The sequence below is a fragment of the Micromonospora sp. WMMD712 genome, from assembly GCF_029581295.1.
GTDB lineage: Bacteria > Actinomycetota > Actinomycetes > Mycobacteriales > Micromonosporaceae > Micromonospora > Micromonospora carbonacea.
Map to the genome: position 1 here is coordinate 1,738,829 of NZ_CP120743.1, position 15,601 is coordinate 1,754,429.

The 15,601-nt window shown below is 76.2% G+C and carries 13 protein-coding genes; 1 reads left to right on the forward strand and 12 read right to left on the reverse strand.

Annotated elements, in window-relative coordinates:
• Positions 1-114: 114 nt before the first annotated feature.
• The 6 genes from O7633_RS07135 to ald form a co-directional block, all read right to left on the reverse strand.
• Positions 115-885 carry a pseudouridine synthase gene (locus O7633_RS07135; protein WP_282326929.1) on the reverse strand — a complete coding sequence of 257 codons (771 nt, stop codon included), beginning with the start codon at positions 883-885 and terminating at the stop codon, positions 115-117.
• Positions 872-1,663: an SMC-Scp complex subunit ScpB gene (scpB, locus tag O7633_RS07140; protein ID WP_282326930.1), complete on the reverse strand. Its 792-nt coding sequence runs from the start codon at positions 1,661-1,663 to the stop codon at positions 872-874. The genes O7633_RS07135 and scpB overlap by 14 nt, the downstream gene beginning before the upstream one ends.
• On the reverse strand, positions 1,656-2,699 hold the full coding sequence (locus O7633_RS07145) for a segregation/condensation protein A (RefSeq protein ID WP_282326932.1): 1,044 nt from the start codon (positions 2,697-2,699) through the stop codon (positions 1,656-1,658). Before O7633_RS07145 ends, scpB begins: the two co-directional genes overlap by 8 nt.
• A gap of 142 nt (positions 2,700-2,841) precedes the next feature.
• Positions 2,842-3,765 carry an AAA family ATPase gene (locus O7633_RS07150; RefSeq protein WP_043968099.1) on the reverse strand — a complete coding sequence of 308 codons (924 nt, stop codon included), beginning with the start codon at positions 3,763-3,765 and terminating at the stop codon, positions 2,842-2,844.
• A 209-nt stretch (positions 3,766-3,974) separates the two neighbouring features.
• Positions 3,975-4,952, reverse strand: a complete 978-nt coding sequence (locus tag O7633_RS07155; protein ID WP_282326939.1) for a site-specific tyrosine recombinase XerD — start codon at positions 4,950-4,952, stop codon at positions 3,975-3,977.
• Between the two features lie 29 nt (positions 4,953-4,981).
• Positions 4,982-6,097 (reverse strand): alanine dehydrogenase, encoded by a 1,116-nt coding sequence (gene ald, locus O7633_RS07160; RefSeq protein ID WP_282326940.1) that lies wholly within the window; start codon positions 6,095-6,097, stop codon positions 4,982-4,984.
• Positions 6,098-6,333: 236 nt separating this feature from the next.
• Here ald and O7633_RS07165 point away from each other — a divergent pair, with 236 nt between their 5' ends.
• A complete protein-coding gene (locus tag O7633_RS07165; protein ID WP_308102585.1) occupies positions 6,334-6,636 on the forward strand; it encodes a TM2 domain-containing protein in 303 nt (100 codons plus the stop codon).
• Between the two features lie 149 nt (positions 6,637-6,785).
• On the opposite strand, the gene O7633_RS07170 is transcribed toward O7633_RS07165, so the two are convergent.
• From O7633_RS07170 to O7633_RS07195, 6 genes are all read right to left on the reverse strand, one after another.
• The gene (locus O7633_RS07170; protein ID WP_282326943.1) at positions 6,786-7,391 is read right to left on the reverse strand and encodes an NUDIX hydrolase; all 606 of its coding nucleotides are present in this window, start codon (positions 7,389-7,391) and stop codon (positions 6,786-6,788) included.
• Positions 7,388-9,148 carry a CTP synthase gene (locus O7633_RS07175; protein ID WP_178064798.1) on the reverse strand — a complete coding sequence of 587 codons (1,761 nt, stop codon included), beginning with the start codon at positions 9,146-9,148 and terminating at the stop codon, positions 7,388-7,390. The genes O7633_RS07170 and O7633_RS07175 overlap by 4 nt, the downstream gene beginning before the upstream one ends.
• Before the next feature lie 181 nt (positions 9,149-9,329).
• The gene (locus O7633_RS07180; RefSeq protein WP_282328480.1) at positions 9,330-11,636 is read right to left on the reverse strand and encodes a hypothetical protein; all 2,307 of its coding nucleotides are present in this window, start codon (positions 11,634-11,636) and stop codon (positions 9,330-9,332) included.
• A 23-nt stretch (positions 11,637-11,659) separates the two neighbouring features.
• Complete coding sequence (locus tag O7633_RS07185) at positions 11,660-12,826, reverse strand: glycosyltransferase family 4 protein (RefSeq protein ID WP_282326946.1); 1,167 nt, start codon at positions 12,824-12,826, stop codon at positions 11,660-11,662.
• A 52-nt stretch (positions 12,827-12,878) separates the two neighbouring features.
• Positions 12,879-14,576: a lipid II flippase MurJ gene (locus O7633_RS07190; RefSeq protein WP_278127565.1), complete on the reverse strand. Its 1,698-nt coding sequence runs from the start codon at positions 14,574-14,576 to the stop codon at positions 12,879-12,881.
• Positions 14,577-14,668: 92 nt separating this feature from the next.
• Positions 14,669-15,535 carry a hypothetical protein gene (locus O7633_RS07195; protein ID WP_278127566.1) on the reverse strand — a complete coding sequence of 289 codons (867 nt, stop codon included), beginning with the start codon at positions 15,533-15,535 and terminating at the stop codon, positions 14,669-14,671.
• Between the last annotated feature and the right edge of the window lie 66 nt (positions 15,536-15,601).

Genomic DNA, 15,601 nt, shown 5'->3' on the forward strand with positions numbered 1-15,601 from the left:
CCCGCGGCCCGTCGAGGGGCCGCGCGCGACGCCGTCGGTGGCGACCCACGCCACCGTGCGTCCCGTCCGGGACGTCACGGAAGCCTACCCGTTGGGGTACCCCGCCCCACGGGGTCAGTCACCCACCGCCTTGAACAGGGCGGCGACCTCGGCGTTGGTGAGCCGCCGGGTCCGCCCGGCGCGCAGGTCGCCGAGGCGGATCGGCCCGATCGAGGTACGCACGAGGCGCGCCACCGGGTGCCCGACCTCGGCGAGCAGGCGTCGGACGATGTGTTTGCGCCCCTCGTGCAGGGTCAGCTCCACCTGGGCGGTCTTGCCCAGGGTGTCCACCACCTTGAAGGAGTCGACGGTGACGGGGCCGTCCTCCAGCTCGATGCCGGCGGCCAGCCGCTTGCCGAGGTTGCGCGGGATCGGCCCGGCCACCTCGCACAGGTAGGTCTTCGGCACCCCGTACGAAGGGTGGGTGAGCCGGTGGGCGAGGTTGCCGTCGTTGGTGAGCAGCAGCAGGCCCTCGCTGTCGGCGTCGAGCCGCCCGACGTGGTAGACCCGCTGCTCCACCCGGTGACCGACGAAGTCGGACAGGGCGGTGCGGCCCTTCTCGTCCGCCATCGTGGAGACGACCCCGCGCGGCTTGTTCAGGGCCAGGTAGACCAGCCGGGTGTCGGCCTGGAGGCGCTCGCCGTCGACGAAGATGACGTCGCGGGTCGGGTCGGCACGGTCGCCGAGCTGGGCCACCTTGCCGTTCACGGTGACCCGACGGCGGAAGATCAGGTCTTCGCAGGCGCGGCGGGATCCCACGCCGGCGGCGGCCAGCACCTTCTGGAGGCGTTCGGCCCCCTCGAAGACGGGCGCGTCGGTCTTGGGGGCACGGTCATCGCGTCGCATCGGCAAGCTCTTCTACGTCGTCGGGGAGGAACGGGGCGAGCGGGGGCAACTCGTCGACCGAGTTCAGCCCCAGCTTCTCCAGGAACATCGTGGTGGTGCGGTAGAGGAAGGCGCCGCTGTCCGGTTCGGCGCCGCACTCCTCGACCAGTCCGCGGGAGACCAGCGTACGGAGCACCCCGTCGCAGTTGACACCCCGGATGGCCGAGATGCGCGAACGGGTCACCGGCTGCCGGTAGGCGACCACGGCGAGGGTCTCCAGCGCCGCCTGGGTCAGCCGGACCGACTGCCCGTCCAGCACGAACCGCTCGACGTACGTGGCGTATTCCGGGCGGGTGTAGAGCCGCCAGCCGCCGGCGGCCCGGCGCAGCTCGAAGCCGTGCCCGGCGGCGGTGTAGCCGGCGGCGATGTCGTCGAGCAGCGGGCCGATCCGCTCCGGGGACTGTTCGAGGACCTGGGCCAGGGTCAGCTCGCTGACGGGCTCGTCCACCACCAGCAGGATGGCCTCCAGCGCCCCGCGCAGTTCCGCGTCGTCGAGCTCGGGGGCCGGCGGCGGCGCGGGGGCGGCCCGCCGCCGTGGGGCCCGCTGCTTCCGCTCCCCCATTTCCGCCGCCTCCCCCGCCGGGGAGATCTTGGAAGAATCCGGCCCCTCCGGGGGCCGTTCGTCTCCAAGATCTTCTTGGTCGGCCGGCGGTGGGGCCGCGGGACGGGGGCGGTTCCAGGGCGGGACCCAGGCGGCGGCCTGGTCGGCCAGGGAGTCCCGGCGCTCCTCGTCACTCATCGCGCTGCTCCTCGCCGTCCATACCACCGTCACCATCGCCCGCGCCGCCACCATCGCCCGCGCCACCGCCACCACCCGCGGTCCCGCCGATGCCGTCCGGCTGCTCGGGCGGGGCGCCGGCGTACTCGTCGACGTGCAGCTCGGTGCCGCCGTCGGCGGGGCCCGTCCAGCGGACGGTCAACTCCTCCAGGGCCTGCTCCTGTACGAAGGCAACGAGGCCCTCCCGGTACAGCTCCAGCAGCGCCAGGAACCGGGCCACCACCTCCAGGGTGGCCTCGCAGTCGGCGCAGAGCAGGGAGAACGTGGCGACGCCGGCCCGGCGCAGCCGCTCGGCGATGATCCCGGCGTGCTCCCGGACGCTGACCCGGACCAGGTGCACGTGCGCGATGGACACCTCGGGCACCGGCTTCGGCGTCATCGCCCTGACCGCCAGCTTCAGCAGCCGCTCGGGGCCGATGCCGAGCACCAGGTCGGGCAGCGCCTCGGCGTAACGGGCCTCCAGCGTGACGGCCCGGGGGTAGCGCCGGCCGCCGACCGCCTCCAGCTCGGCGATGTGCGCCGCCGCCTCCTTGAACGCCTTGTACTGCAGCAGCCGGGCGAAAAGGAGGTCCCGCGCCTCCAGCAGCGCCAGGTCCTCCTCGTCCTCGACCTCGGCGGTGGGCAGCAGGCGGGCCGCCTTCAGGTCCAGCAGGGTGGCGGCGACCAGCAGGAACTCGCTGGTCTCGTCCAGGTCCCACTGGTCGCCCATGGCCCGCAGGTAGGCGATGAACTCGTCGGTGACCCGGTGCAGGGCGACCTCGGTGACGTCCAGCTTGTGCTTGCTGATGAGCTGGAGCAGCAGGTCGAACGGGCCGGTGAAGTTGTCCAGCCGGACGGTGAACCCGGTGGACTCCCCGCCCGCGCCGTCGCCGGCCGGGCCGCCGCCACCGGCCACGCCAGCATCACCGCCACCGGCCACGCCACCGGAACCGGCCACGGGCAGCGGCGCGGCGGGCGGGTCCAGGGGCGGCGCGGTCACCGGACGACCGTAGTCCACGCCCCGGGCACCGCGACGACAAGGCCGCCCCGGACGACGAGGCCGCCCCGGACGACGACGAGGCAATGCCGGCGGCGCGCGGCAGCCGACCGCTGGTGGGCCGCCGGCCAGGGGCGGGCGCGCCGACGACGGGCCACCCGGCCTACCGCTCCGCCTGCGCGGCGATCACCTCGCGGGCGAGCTGCCGGTAGTTGCGGGCGCCCGACGACGCCGGGTCGAGGGTGGTGATGGGCGCACCGGCCACGGTGGACTCGGGGAACTTCACCGTCTTGGTGATCACCGTCTGGTAGACCTTGTCGCCGAACGCCTCGACCACCCGCTGGAGCACCTGCCGGCAGTGGGTGGTGCGGCTGTCGTACATGGTGGCGAGGATGCCTTCCAGCTCCAGGTCGAAGTTGAGCCGCTCGCGCACCTTGTCGATCGTGTCCAGCAGCAGGGCCACGCCCCGCAGGCTGAAGAACTCGCACTCCAGGGGGATGAGCACGCCGTGCGCGACGGTCAGCGCGTTGATCGCCAGCAGGCCGAGGGAGGGCTGGCAGTCGATGAGGATGTAGTCGTATTCCTTGCGGATGGACCTGAGCACCCGGGCCAGAGCCATCTCGCGGGCGACCTCGTTGACGAGCTGTATCTCGGCAGCGGAGAGGTCGATGTTGGCCGGCAGCAGGTGCAGCCCCGCCACGTCCGTCTTGATCAGGACGTCCTCGGCGGTGACGTCGTCCTGCATGAGCAGGTTGTAGACCGACAGGTCGAGGTTGTGCGGGTTGACGCCGAGGCCCACGGAGAGGGCGCCCTGCGGGTCGAAGTCGACAAGCAGCACCTTGCGGCCGTATTCCGCGAGCGCCGCGCCCAGGTTGATCGTGGTGGTGGTCTTGCCGACGCCGCCCTTCTGGTTGGCCATCGCGATGATCCGGGCCGGGCCGTGCCGGTCGGTGGGCATCGGCTCGGGGATCGGCTTGCGCATCGTGTAGGCCGCCGGGTCCGCCGGCCCGAGGTCCGCGCCGAGCGTGGCCTGCTGCTCGCGGAGCTCCGTCGTCCAGGTCTCGGCACGGTCACCGTTGCCAGCCATGTCCTCGTTGCCCCCTCCCGACGACCACCTGGCGTCGGAGCCGTCCGACGTCCCTCGCGGCGCCGCTGCGCACCCCGGTCCTGTCGCCCCGCAAGGTCCGCGCCATGCCGACTGTACGCCACCGGTCAGCAGGGCGTTCGGCACCGGTACGGCGTGTCGGCCCCGACCGGCCGGTCCCGGCGGGCGGGTCCGGCCGGCGCGTCCCCCGGTCAGCCGCGGGCGCGGGGGTGGGCGGTGGCGTACACCTCGCGCAGCCGCTCCACGGTGACCAGCGTGTAGACCTGGGTGGTGGTCACCGAGGCGTGGCCGAGCAGCTCCTGCACCACCCGCACGTCGGCCCCGCCGTCGAGCAGGTGGGTGGCGTACGAGTGGCGCAGGGTGTGCGGGGAGACGGCGTTCGTCCCGTCCACCGGCAGCCCGGCCCGCTCGGCGGCCCGCCGCAGGATCGTCCACGCCCCCTGCCGGGTCAGCGCGCCCCCGCGCGCGTTGACGAACACCGCCGGGGTGCCCCGGCCGGCGGCGACCAGGGCGGGCCGGCCGCGCACCAGCCAGGCGCGCAGCGCCTCGACGGCGTACCCGCCGACCGGCACGAGGCGGGTCCGGCCGCCCTTGCCGCGCAGCAGCACCGCCGCCTCGCCGCTGTCGAGGCCGTCGAGGTCGTCGACGGCCGCGCCGACGGCCTCGGAGATCCGCGCGCCGGTGCCGTACAGGAACTCCAGCAGCGCCCGGTCGCGCAGCGCGAGGGGCGCGCCGTCTCCGGTGGCGGTCACCGGGCCGGCGGTCTCCAGCAGCCGCACCACGGCGTCGACGGGGAGCGCCCGGGGCAGCCGGCGGGGCGGGGCGGGCGGCCGGACGTCGCGGCTCGGGTCCGCGCCGGTGAGCCCCTCGCGCACGGCGAAGCGGTGCAGCCCGCGCACGGCCGACGCGGCCCGCGCGGCGGAGGAGACCGCCAGGGGCGGGTGGCCGTCGTCGCCGGCGCGCAGCCGGGCCAGGTGGGCCTCGACGACGCCGGGCCCGACGTCGGCGAGGTCGGCGATCCCGGCGGCGGCGAGGGTGGCGAGGTAGCGGTCCAGGTCCCGGCGGTACGAGGCGAGGGTGTTCGCGGACAGGCCACGCTCGACGGTGAGGTGGTCGAGGTAGCCGCGCAGGGCCCGGCGCAGGGCCGGCGCGGGTTCCGCGCCGGCCACCTCCGGTGCCCCGGGGTGCCGCTGCCCGGTCAGGCCAGCACCTCGGCCAGCGGCCGGGCCGGCATGCCGTGCGCCTCGGCGACCGGCCCGTAGACGACCTGCCCGTCGTGGGTGTTCAGGCCCAGCGCCAGGGCCGGGTCGCGGCGCAGCGCCTCGCGCCAGCCGTGGTTGGCCAGCTCCAGGGCGTACGGCAGGGTGACGTTGGTCAGCGCGTAGGTGCTGGTGTGCGGCACCGCGCCGGGCATGTTCGCCACGCAGTAGAAGATGGAGTCGTGCACCTGGTAGGTCGGCTCGGCGTGCGTGGTGGGCCGGGAGTCCTCGAAGCAGCCGCCCTGGTCGATGGAGATGTCGACGAGCACGCTGCCCGGCTTCATCCGGGAGACCAGCTCGTTGGAGATCAGCGTGGGGGCCTTGGCCCCGGGGACGAGGACCGCGCCGATGACGAGGTCCGCGTCGAGCACGGCCCGCTCGATCTCGTACGCGTTGGAGGCGACCGTCTGCAGGTGGCCGCGGTAGATGGCGTCGGCCTGGCGCAGCCGGGCCACGTTCTTGTCCAGCAGCAGCACCTCGGCCTGTAGGCCGAGCGCGATCGCGGCGGCGTTCATGCCGGACACGCCCGCGCCGATGACCACGGTCTTGGCCGCGTAGACGCCGGAGACGCCGCCCATCAGGATGCCGCGCCCGCCGCCCTGCCGTTGCAGGTGGTACGCGCCGACCTGCGGGGCGAGCCGGCCGGCCACCTCGGACATCGGGGCGAGCAGCGGCAGCGACCGGTCGGGCAGCTCCACGGTCTCGTACGCGATGCCGGTGACCCCCCGGTCGACCAGCGCGTCGGTGCACGCCCGGGACGCGGCCAGGTGCAGGTAGGTGAAGAGCACCTGCCCGGCGCGCATCCGGTGGTGTTCCTCGGCGACCGGCTCCTTGACCTTGAGCACCAGCTCGGCGGTGTCCCACACCTCGTCGGCGGTGGCCAGGATCTTCGCGCCGGCCGCGGCGAACTCCTCGTCGGTGATGCTCGACCCGACGCCGGCGCCGGACTCGACGAAGATCTGGTGGCCGCTGCGGGTGAACTCGTTGACGCCCGCGGGCGTGATGGCCACGCGGTATTCGTGGTTCTTGACCTCGCGAGGGATTCCGACCTTCACGATGCAGACACCTCTCTCCGGGGCCGTCCCGCCCCGACCGCCCGGTGCGCGGGGCTCCGTTGCCGCCGCGGTCCACCGTCCCGCCGGCGGCAGTCTAGGCGGGCCGCCCGTTTCGCGGCGCCGACACTGTGCCATCCCGTGCCCGGGGGTGCTGACGATGTGTCAGGCATCGATGGGGCCGGCGGTGGAGAGCGGATCAGCCGTTCCGCCAGTGTTGGCCTCCCATCGTCCCACCGGTGGGGTGCCGCTGCGGACAGGACGCGAGTCGATCACTATGGTTTCGCCCCATGACCACTCCTTACCAGCAGTACCCGCAGGGCGTCTCCGACAAGAGCAAGGTCGTCGCGGGTGTACTCGGCATCCTCCTCGGCGGCTTCGGCGTCGGGCGGTTCTACATGGGCGACACCAAGACCGGCGTGCTCCAGCTCGTCGTGACCCTGGTCACCTGCGGCTTCGGTGCCCTCTGGGGCACCATCGACGGGATCCTGATCCTGGTCAACGGCGGCGTCGACGGGCAGGGTCGCCCGCTGCGCGACTGATCTCCGCCTCGTCTCGAAGGGGCCGTGCGGCGTGCCGCACGGCCCCTTCCCCACGTCACGTTCCCCTCCTGGCCGGCGCGGGCCTCGCCGACCCGCGGGACGCGCGGCCCGACCCGGCGCACGAGCCGCCGCCGGGACGCCGGCTCGGCTCAGCGCGGCAGCGGCGCGTCCGGGCGGCGCAGCGCCGACCAGCCGACGTCGCGGGCGCGGGCGGCGGCGAGCAGCCCCGCCACGGCGGAGGCGTTGGTGATCTCCCCGGCCAGCACCATCCGCACCGCCTCGTCGAGGTCGACCCGGACGACCTGGAGGTCGGCCTCCTCCTCGCTGCGCTCGTGGCGCTGCCCGGCGGGCACCTCGGCGAGGTCGCGGGCCAGGAAGACCCGGATGGCCTCGTTGGAGAAGCCCGGCGAGCTGTGCAGGTCGACCAGCACGTCGATGGTGCCGGCGGTGAGGTCGGCCTCCTCGGCCAGCTCCCGGGCCGCCGTGTCGGCCAGGTCCTCGCCGGAGACGTCGATCAGCCCGGCGGGCAGCTCCCACAGGTGCCGGCCGACCGGGTGCCGGTACTGCCGGATGAGCACCACCTGGCCGGCGTCGTCGAGGGCCACGACGGCGACCGCGCCGACGTGCCGGACGTAGTCGCGGACGGCGACGCCCCCGCCGGGCATGGTGACCTCGTCGGTGACCACGGAGAAGATCCGCCCGGCGTAGCGTTCCCGCCGGCCGGTCACCTCGTAGCGGTGCTCGACGGCGCTCACGACGCCGACGCCGTCTCGCGCCCGGCGGCCGCGCCGCCGTTGTGACCGGCCCGGCCCGCCGCCTCCGCCGCGCCGACGGCGTCCAGGTCGACCGGGAGCTGGTCGGCCTCCGAGTAGGCGACGGCGGCCTTCACGAACGCCGCGAACAGCGGGTGCGGCCGGGTCGGGCGGCTCTTCAGCTCGGGGTGCGCCTGGGTGGCCACGAAGAACGGGTGCAGGTCGCGGTCCAGCTCGACGAACTCGACGAGCCGGCCGTCCGGGGAGGTGCCGGAGATGTGCAGCCCCGCCTTGCTGAGCTGGTCGCGGTAGGCGTTGTTCACCTCGTAGCGGTGCCGGTGCCGCTCGCTGACCTCGGTGGTGCCGTACGCCTCGGCGACGATCGACCCCGCGGCCAGCTTCGCCGGGTACGCGCCCAGCCGCATGGTGCCGCCCAGGTCGCCCCGGCCGGCGACGATGTCCTCCTGGTCGGCCATGGTGGCGATGACCGGGTGCGTGGCCTCCTCGTCGAACTCCAGGGAGTTGGCCCCGTGCAGGCCGGCCAGGTGCCGGGCCGCCTCGATGGTCATGCACTGCAGGCCGAGGCAGAGGCCGAGCAGCGGCACGCCGTTCTCCCGCGCGTACCGGGCGGTGCCGATCTTGCCCTCGATGCCGCGCACGCCGAAGCCGCCGGGGATGACGATGCCGTCCACGCCGGCCAGGGCCGCCGCCGCGCCGGCCGGGGTGACGCAGTCGTCGCTGGGCACCCAGCGCAGCTGCACCCGGGCCCGGTGGCCGAACCCGGCGGCCCGGATCGCCTCGCTGACCGACAGGTAGGCGTCGGGCAGGTCGACGTACTTGCCGACCACCGCCACGGTGACGGTGTGCCGGGGCTGGTGGACCCGGTCGAGCAGGTCGTCCCAGCTGGCCCAGTCCACGTCGCGGAAGGACAGGCCGAGCCGGCGCACCACGTACGCGTCGAGGCCCTCGCGGTGCAGCACCTTCGGGATGTCGTAGATGCTCGGCGCGTCCGGGGCGGCGACGACCGCCTCGGTGTCGACGTCGCAGTAGAGGGACAGCTTGACCTTGACCTTCTCCGGGATCTCCCGGTCGCAGCGCAGCACCAGCGCGTCGGGCTGGATGCCGATGCTGCGCAGCTGCGCCACCGAGTGCTGGGTGGGCTTGGTCTTCAGCTCGCCCGACGGGGCCAGGTAGGGCACCAGGGAGACGTGCAGGTAGAAGCAGTTGTCCCGGCCGAGGTCGTGACGGACCTGACGGATCGCCTCCAGGAACGGCAGCGACTCGATGTCGCCGACGGTGCCGCCGACCTCGGTGATCACCACGTCGGGGATCTGGCCCTCGGCGTCCGGGTCGGCCATGCCGAGGATGCGGGCCTTGATCTCGTTGGTGATGTGCGGGATCACCTGGACGGTGTCGCCCAGGTATTCACCGCGCCGCTCCTTCGCGATCACGTCCGAGTAGATCTGGCCGGTGGTGACGTTCGCCTTGCCGGACAGGTCCCGGTCGAGGAAACGCTCGTAGTGCCCGACGTCGAGGTCGGTCTCGGCGCCGTCCTCGGTGATGAAGACCTCGCCGTGCTGGAACGGGTTCATCGTCCCCGGGTCGACGTTGAGGTACGGGTCCAGTTTCTGCATCACCACGCGCAGCCCGCGGGCCGAGAGGAGGTTGCCGAGGCTGGAGGCGGTGAGGCCCTTACCCAACGAGGAGGCGACGCCCCCGGTGACGAAAATGTGCCTGGTCGTCCGTGCTGAAGGGGCCAAGGCCTGCTCCCGTGTCGTCCGTCGCGGTCGTGCAGACCGTCGTGCCGATCAGTGCCGAGAAACCGGGCGTGCCGGCTGCGGGACAAGTGATCACGCGATCCACGGGATTCCACGGTAACACCTCCCCGGGGCGGGTCCGCAGGCCGCACCCGAGGTCGCCCGGCCGGGATGGCGCGCCGGGTCAGGCCGTCGCGACCCCCGTCGATGCGCGGGCGGCCCGCCCGGTCGCCTGCTCCGGCGCGTCCCCGCCGCCGTCGGTGCCCGCGTCGGCGGGCGACGCGGTCCCGTCGCCTGCCCCGTCGCCGGCCCCGTCGTCGTCCGCGGCGGCGGGGCGGTCCGGGCCACCCGGCGGGGCGACGCCGAGCCGGCCGTTGGCGGGGCCCCCGTCGCCCGGCTGGGTCCGGTCGGTGGAGTGGTCGAGCACCCGCAGCGCCGCGAGCGCCGCCATCGGCACCACCAGCGCGCCGGCCGCGCCGGCCACGTCGAGCGCGGAGCCGCCGAGCAGCCCGCCGAGGCCGGCGGCCACCCCCGTGCCCGCCATCGCGGCCCGCATCGCGGGGTAGATGCCGAACAGGCGCATCAGCCCGCCCCACGGCTGGAGCAGCGCGAACCAGACCAGCAGGGCGCCGGCCAGGGCCAGCACCGTGAGCGGGCTGTTGACCAGGGTCTCGAAGTTGGCCGTGCTGGACCGGTGGACGGTCAGCCCGCCGGTGCCGTCGCCGAGGGCGGCCAGGAAGCGGCCGAGGCTGCCCCGTTCGGTCGCCGGCCGGCGCAGGTCGACCACCGCGAAGCCGATCATGACCGCCAGGCCCGCCATGCCCGCCCAGACCAGCCGGCTGACCGTCAGCCAGCCGCCGGTGCTGATCGCGGCGGCCACGCTCACCCCGGCCGTCAGCGCGATCGCGCCGATGGAGTCCGCGCCGAGGTAGGGGCTGCCGACCACCACCACGGCGGCCCCGCCGACGGCGACGACCACCATGGGCCGCCACCGGCGGTGGACCCGCTGGGCCAGCCAGCCGGCGCACAGCAGCGACCCGGCGGCGAACACGCCGAGCCCGACGGTGCCCAGGCCGGAGAACCGGCCGCCCTCCAGCGCCGAATAGCCGGTCACCCCGTTGAGCTGCAACCGGGCGCCGGTGAGCACGTCGGCGGCGACCACGAGGGTGGCCAGGCCGGCGACCGCGCCCAGCGGCCCGAGCGTCGCGTCGTGCCCGGGGGCGAACCGGACGGCGGCGGTCGCGCCGGCCAGCAGCAGCACGGTGGTCGCCGCGAACCACCAGCCGGCGTGGTCGCCGCGCCACCACGGCACCACGTCGGCGAGCAGCGCCGCCGGCACCGCGAGGGCGGCGGCGATCAGCAGCAGCTCGACCGTCGCCACCACCCGCCGGGGCACCGGCGCCGGGCCGACGGGACCGGCGTGGCGGCGGGCGCGGCGCAACAGCGGCAGCACCGCCACGGCCAGCAGCACCTGCGCGCCGGCGAGCAGGGCGAAGAACCAGCCGGCGACCCGCCGCTGGGCGGCGGCCTCCCGGTCGGCGTCGGCCGGCGCGGCGATCGCGGCGGGCAGGTCCGCCGGGCGGCCGCCGACGGAGAGGGCGGGCCGGCCGAGGAACAGCCGTTCCGGCATCGGCCGCCCGAGCGCGGCGAGCGCGGTCGGCGCGAGGTCGACCAGTTGCAGGTAACCCTCCCGGCCGGTGGTCGGCGAGGTGAGCCAGCCCCGTTCCCAGCCCGGCCCGTCGGCGACGGCGACGTGCAGCCGCGCCGGCAGGTCGGTGTCGGAGATCCCGGCGACCAGCACCAGGGAACGCGGGGGCCGGCCGGCGAGGACCCGGGCCAGGTCGGCGTCGGCACGGCGGGCCTGCTCGGCCCGGGCCGCCCGGTCCTCGCCGGTGACGGTGCCGAGGTCGACGATGCTCAGCACGCACGAGCCGAGCAGCGGAGCCGGGTCGTCGGGCAGCGCGGCGGCGTAGCGGTCGACCCGGCCGAAGGGGCGGGCGGCGGCCACCGCCGCGCCGGGACCGACGGCGACGGAGCAGCGCACCGACTCCGCCAGCGCGCCGGGCACCGCGCCCCAGGGCAGGCGCTGCTGGTTGTGCTGCACGACGCTCTCCTGGTCGGGCAGGTTCGCGCCGATGCCGTCGGGCTGCTCGACGGTCACCCCGGCCGGCGGGCACACGCTGCCGCCCCGGCTGCCGTTCCAGGCGGCGAAGTTGCCCGCGCCCAGGGTCAGCCAGCCGTCGACGGGGCAGGTGGGCCGGTGGGCGGACCGCACCGACAGGGAGCCGATCGAGCCCTGCTGGGCCATCCGCCACAGCGTCGGGGTGGTCTGCGCGTCGACGTCGTCCCAGCGCAGGCCGGCCACGCCGACGAGCACCACGAAGTCGGCGGTGCGCCGGGGCGTCTCGGTGGCGGGCCGGGCGGCGAGCGCGGTCACCCCCAGCACCACCACCAGCAGGGTGAGCAGGACCGGCGGCAGCCGGCGCAGCAGCACCGGTCTCAGCGCGCGCAGCATCACCGGCGTCCCGTCGACGGGGCGTCCGCGCCGGGGGCGGCCGGGCCGCTGGTGTCGCCGGCCAGCTCCGCGTAGAGCGCGGCAAGCTGGGCGACGGTGTCCGCCTCGGTGGGCCACGTCGCCGCCCGCGCGGCGCCGCGCCGGCCCAGCTCGGCCCGCCGGTCGTCGTCGTCGAGGAGCGCGCGCACGGCCGCGTCGACCGCCTCGACGTCACCCGGGGGCACCAGCGCCGCGGCGTCGCCGACCAGCTCCGGCAGCCCGCCGACGGCGGTCGCCACCAGCGGTACGCCGGCCCGCAGCGCCTCCTGCGCGAACAGCTGGCGGGCCTCCCAGTCGCTGGTCACCACGGCCAGGTCCGCCCCGGCGAGCAGGTCGGCCACGTCGGTGCGGTGCCCGAGCAGGGTGACCGGGGCGCGGGCGGCGGAGATCCGGGCGGCGAGGGGCAGGTATGCCGGGCCGCTGCCGGCGATCACCACGACCGGCGGCGGGGTCCGGCCGCGCCACCGGGCGGCGGCGTCGACCAGCACGTCGTACCGCTTCTGGGGGTGCAGCCGGCCCACGGAGAGGATCAGCGGCTGGCCGGCGGCGACCGCGAACTCGGCGCGGACGGCGGCCCGGCGGCGACGCGGCGCGGGCAGCGCCGGCGCGGCGACCGGGGCGAGCCGGGCGTCGGCTGCCCCGAGGGCGGCGGCGCGCTCGACCAGGTCGGCGCTGGCGCCGAGGGCGACCCGCGCGCCCCGGGCGACGACCCGCTCGGCGAGTCGGGACAACCCGCCGCGCAACCCCCGGGCGAGCACCGCGTTGTGCCAGGTGACCACGAGCGGGGCCGCCGGCCGGGCCAGGACGGCGACGAGCCCGGCGCGCAGGCCGTGCGCGTGCACGACGGCGACCGGTTCGGCGGCCAGCGCGCGGCGCAGCGCGGCGACGGCCCGGGCGTCGGCGGGCGTCGGGCTGGCCGGGATCTCGACCGGCTGGAAGCGGGCCCCCGCGCCGGTGAAGTCGAACTGCTCCTCGGTGGCCGCCGGCCCGCAGACCAGCACCGGCGCGCCCGCGGCGGCGAGGCCCCGGGCGACGGAGCGGACGTGCTGACCGACGCCGCCGGTGCTGGAGGCGAGCAGCAGCGCCACGGTGCCGTGCCCGCCGACGGCCGGTGTCGCGCCCGTCACCGCGACCACCCCCGGTCCACCGCCACCCCCGGTCGGCCGCCCGTCGTCCCGCTCACCCGGACACCGTCTCCTTCCCGTCGCCCCGTTCCGGACCGACCTCGTCCCCCTGCCGGGGCCCGCCGGGGCGTCCGCCGCGCCGGAGCGCGCCGGGCAGCCGGCGGCCCACGGCGGCGAGCAGTGGCCGCACGTCCCGCCGGTCGGCCAGGTACGCCACGGCGAGGAACGCCACCCCGACCACGGCTGCTGACAGCATGCCCTGCACGAGGGCCGCGAGTGTCGTCGGGGTGCCGGCCCCGGCCCCGGCCAGGGCATGCGCGGTGGCCGCCCCGGCGAGCGCGGCGAGGGCCCCGCCGAGCAGCCCCGCCGCGCCCGCGCGGGCCGTCCCGGCCAGCGCGGCGGACCCGGCCGCGCGGCGCGCCGCGACGAGCAGCAGGACGCCGAGCAGCAGCATGCCGGCCGAGTTGGCCAGGGTCACCGCGAGCACCCGGTCGGCGCGGGGCAGCAGCGCGGCGAGGGGGGCGACGGCCAGCGGCACGGCCAGCCAGCCGGCGGTGATGGCCACCGTGGCCGGCCGGGTGTCGCCCCGGGCGTAGAGGGCGCGGGAGAGCACCGCGAACAGTCCGTAGCCCAGCAGGCCGGGGGCGAAGCCGGCGATCGCGGCGGCCACCGGGGCCGGGTCGTCGGGGTAGAAGAAGGCGGCGACGGGGGCGGCGGTGCCGGCGAGGGCCGCCGCGCCGAGGCAGCTGAACAGCAGCACCCCCCGGGTCGTGGCGGCGAGGGTGTCCCGGTACGCCCGTTCGTCGCCGGCCGCCGACGCGGCGGCGAGGGTCGGGTACGCGGCGACGGCGAGCGGCACGGCGAGCACCGCCCAGGGCAGCAGGTACATCGTCTGGGCGAGGTTGAACACCTGCGGGGAGCCGGTGGGGCCGCCGGAGGCGCTCTTGACGACCACGGCGAGGGCGAGCTGCTGGGCGGCGACGGTGACCGCCCCGGCCGCCGCGAGCCCGCCGACCCGGGCGCGGGCGTCGGCGTCGAACGCGTACCCGAGACGCAGCCGCAGGCCGAGCCGGCGCAGCGGGATCAGCAGCGACAGCGACAGCACGACCACGCCGAGGGTGGTGCCGCCGGTGAGGATCAGCTCGCCGCCCCGGCTCACCCCGGCGATGCTGGCCCCCCGGCCCTCGACGCCGCCGAAGGTCAGGTAGACCACGATCACGGTGAGGCTGGACAGCAGCGGGGCGAGTACGGGCCAGGCGAACCGGCGGTGCGCCTGGAGGACGCCGGTGAGCACGATCCCGATGCCGTAGAGCGGCAGCTGGGGGGCGAAGATCCGCAGCATGCGCGCCCCGGCGGCCAGCTCGGCGGGGCTGCGGCCGGAGCTGAGCGCCTCGACGATCGGCCCGGCCAGCAGCGCCACCAGCGCCGCGAGGGGCACCAGCAGGGTCAGCGTCCAGGTCAGCAGGGCGCCGGTGGTCGCGCCGACGGCCCGCCGGTCGCCCGCCGCGACCGGACCGGCCAGCAGCGGCACCACCAGGCTGGCCAGCGCCCCACCGGCCACGATCTCGAAGATGATGTTCGGCGCGATGTTGGCGACCACGTACATGCCGCCGAGGTCGCTGCGCTCCACCACCCAGGTGAACACGGCGGTGCGGCCGAAGCCGGCGAGCCGGGCGACCACGGTGAGCACCGCGATGAGGGCGGCCGCCCCGGCCACCCGGCCGGCGCCGGCGAGGGGTGCCGGGTTCTTCACGTCAGCAGGGGGCCTTCCCGTCGGTCGCGGCGGCCCGCACGTCTGCCGGTCGCCGCGTCGGCAGCGCCGGGCTCATGGGCACCGGGCGCACGTCAGTCGGTGCGCCGGCCCAGCGCGTCCAGCTCACGCAGGCCCGGGGTGGCCTGGATGACCTGGGTGAAGCTGACCTTCTCGCTGGCGGCGGTGAGCCCGGCGAGCACGGCGAGCAGGCCGGCCCGGCCCAGCGGCCCGGTGCGGGCGGCGAGGGCCACCCCGAGCACCGCGCCGATCGCGTTGGCCCCGCCGTCGCCGACCATCACCTGCTCGTCGAGGTCGTCGGGGAGCAGGCCGGCGGCGGCACCCACCGCCCCGGCGGCGATCCCGCCGTGCGGGCCCCCGGTCAGCGGCGCGCCGAGCAGCAGCGCGGACTTCAGCGCCCGCCCGGGCCGCAGGTCCAGCAGGTTGAGCAGGTTGGCGGTGCCGGCGATCACCCCCGCGCCGAGGAGCACGTCGGCGGTGCGGCCCACCGCGCCGAGCCGCCCGCGGCGGGGGTGGGCGGCGACGGACCGGTCGGCGGCGAGCAGCGCCGACGCGGCCAGCCCCGCCGCGCCCACCCCGACGATCTTGACCAGCCCGGCGGTGACCCGGCCCTCGCGCAGCGCGGCCAGGTGCCCGGCGAAGCCCTTGGCGGCCTTCTGCTCGGGTCGGGCCCCCACCACGTCGTCGTAGACCCCGACCGCTCCCCCGCCCACGCCGGCCACCAGCGCGGCGACGCCGGCGGGGGCGCTGGCCGCGCCGAACGCCCCGGCCGCGGCGGCGCCGGCGGCGAGCGCCGGCCCGGCGGCGAGGGTGACGGTGCGGCCCCGGAAGTTGGTGCGCTCCAGCGCCGGGGCGGCCGGGGAGGTGCGCACCTCGCGCAGCGCGTAGCGGGCGGCGGCGGCACCGGCGCCGGCGATCAGCAGGCGGCCCAGCAGGCTCACGCGGTCACCCCGTTCGGTACGCCGCACGCACGGCGGGAAGGGTCGGACACCCGGGTACGTCGTTCG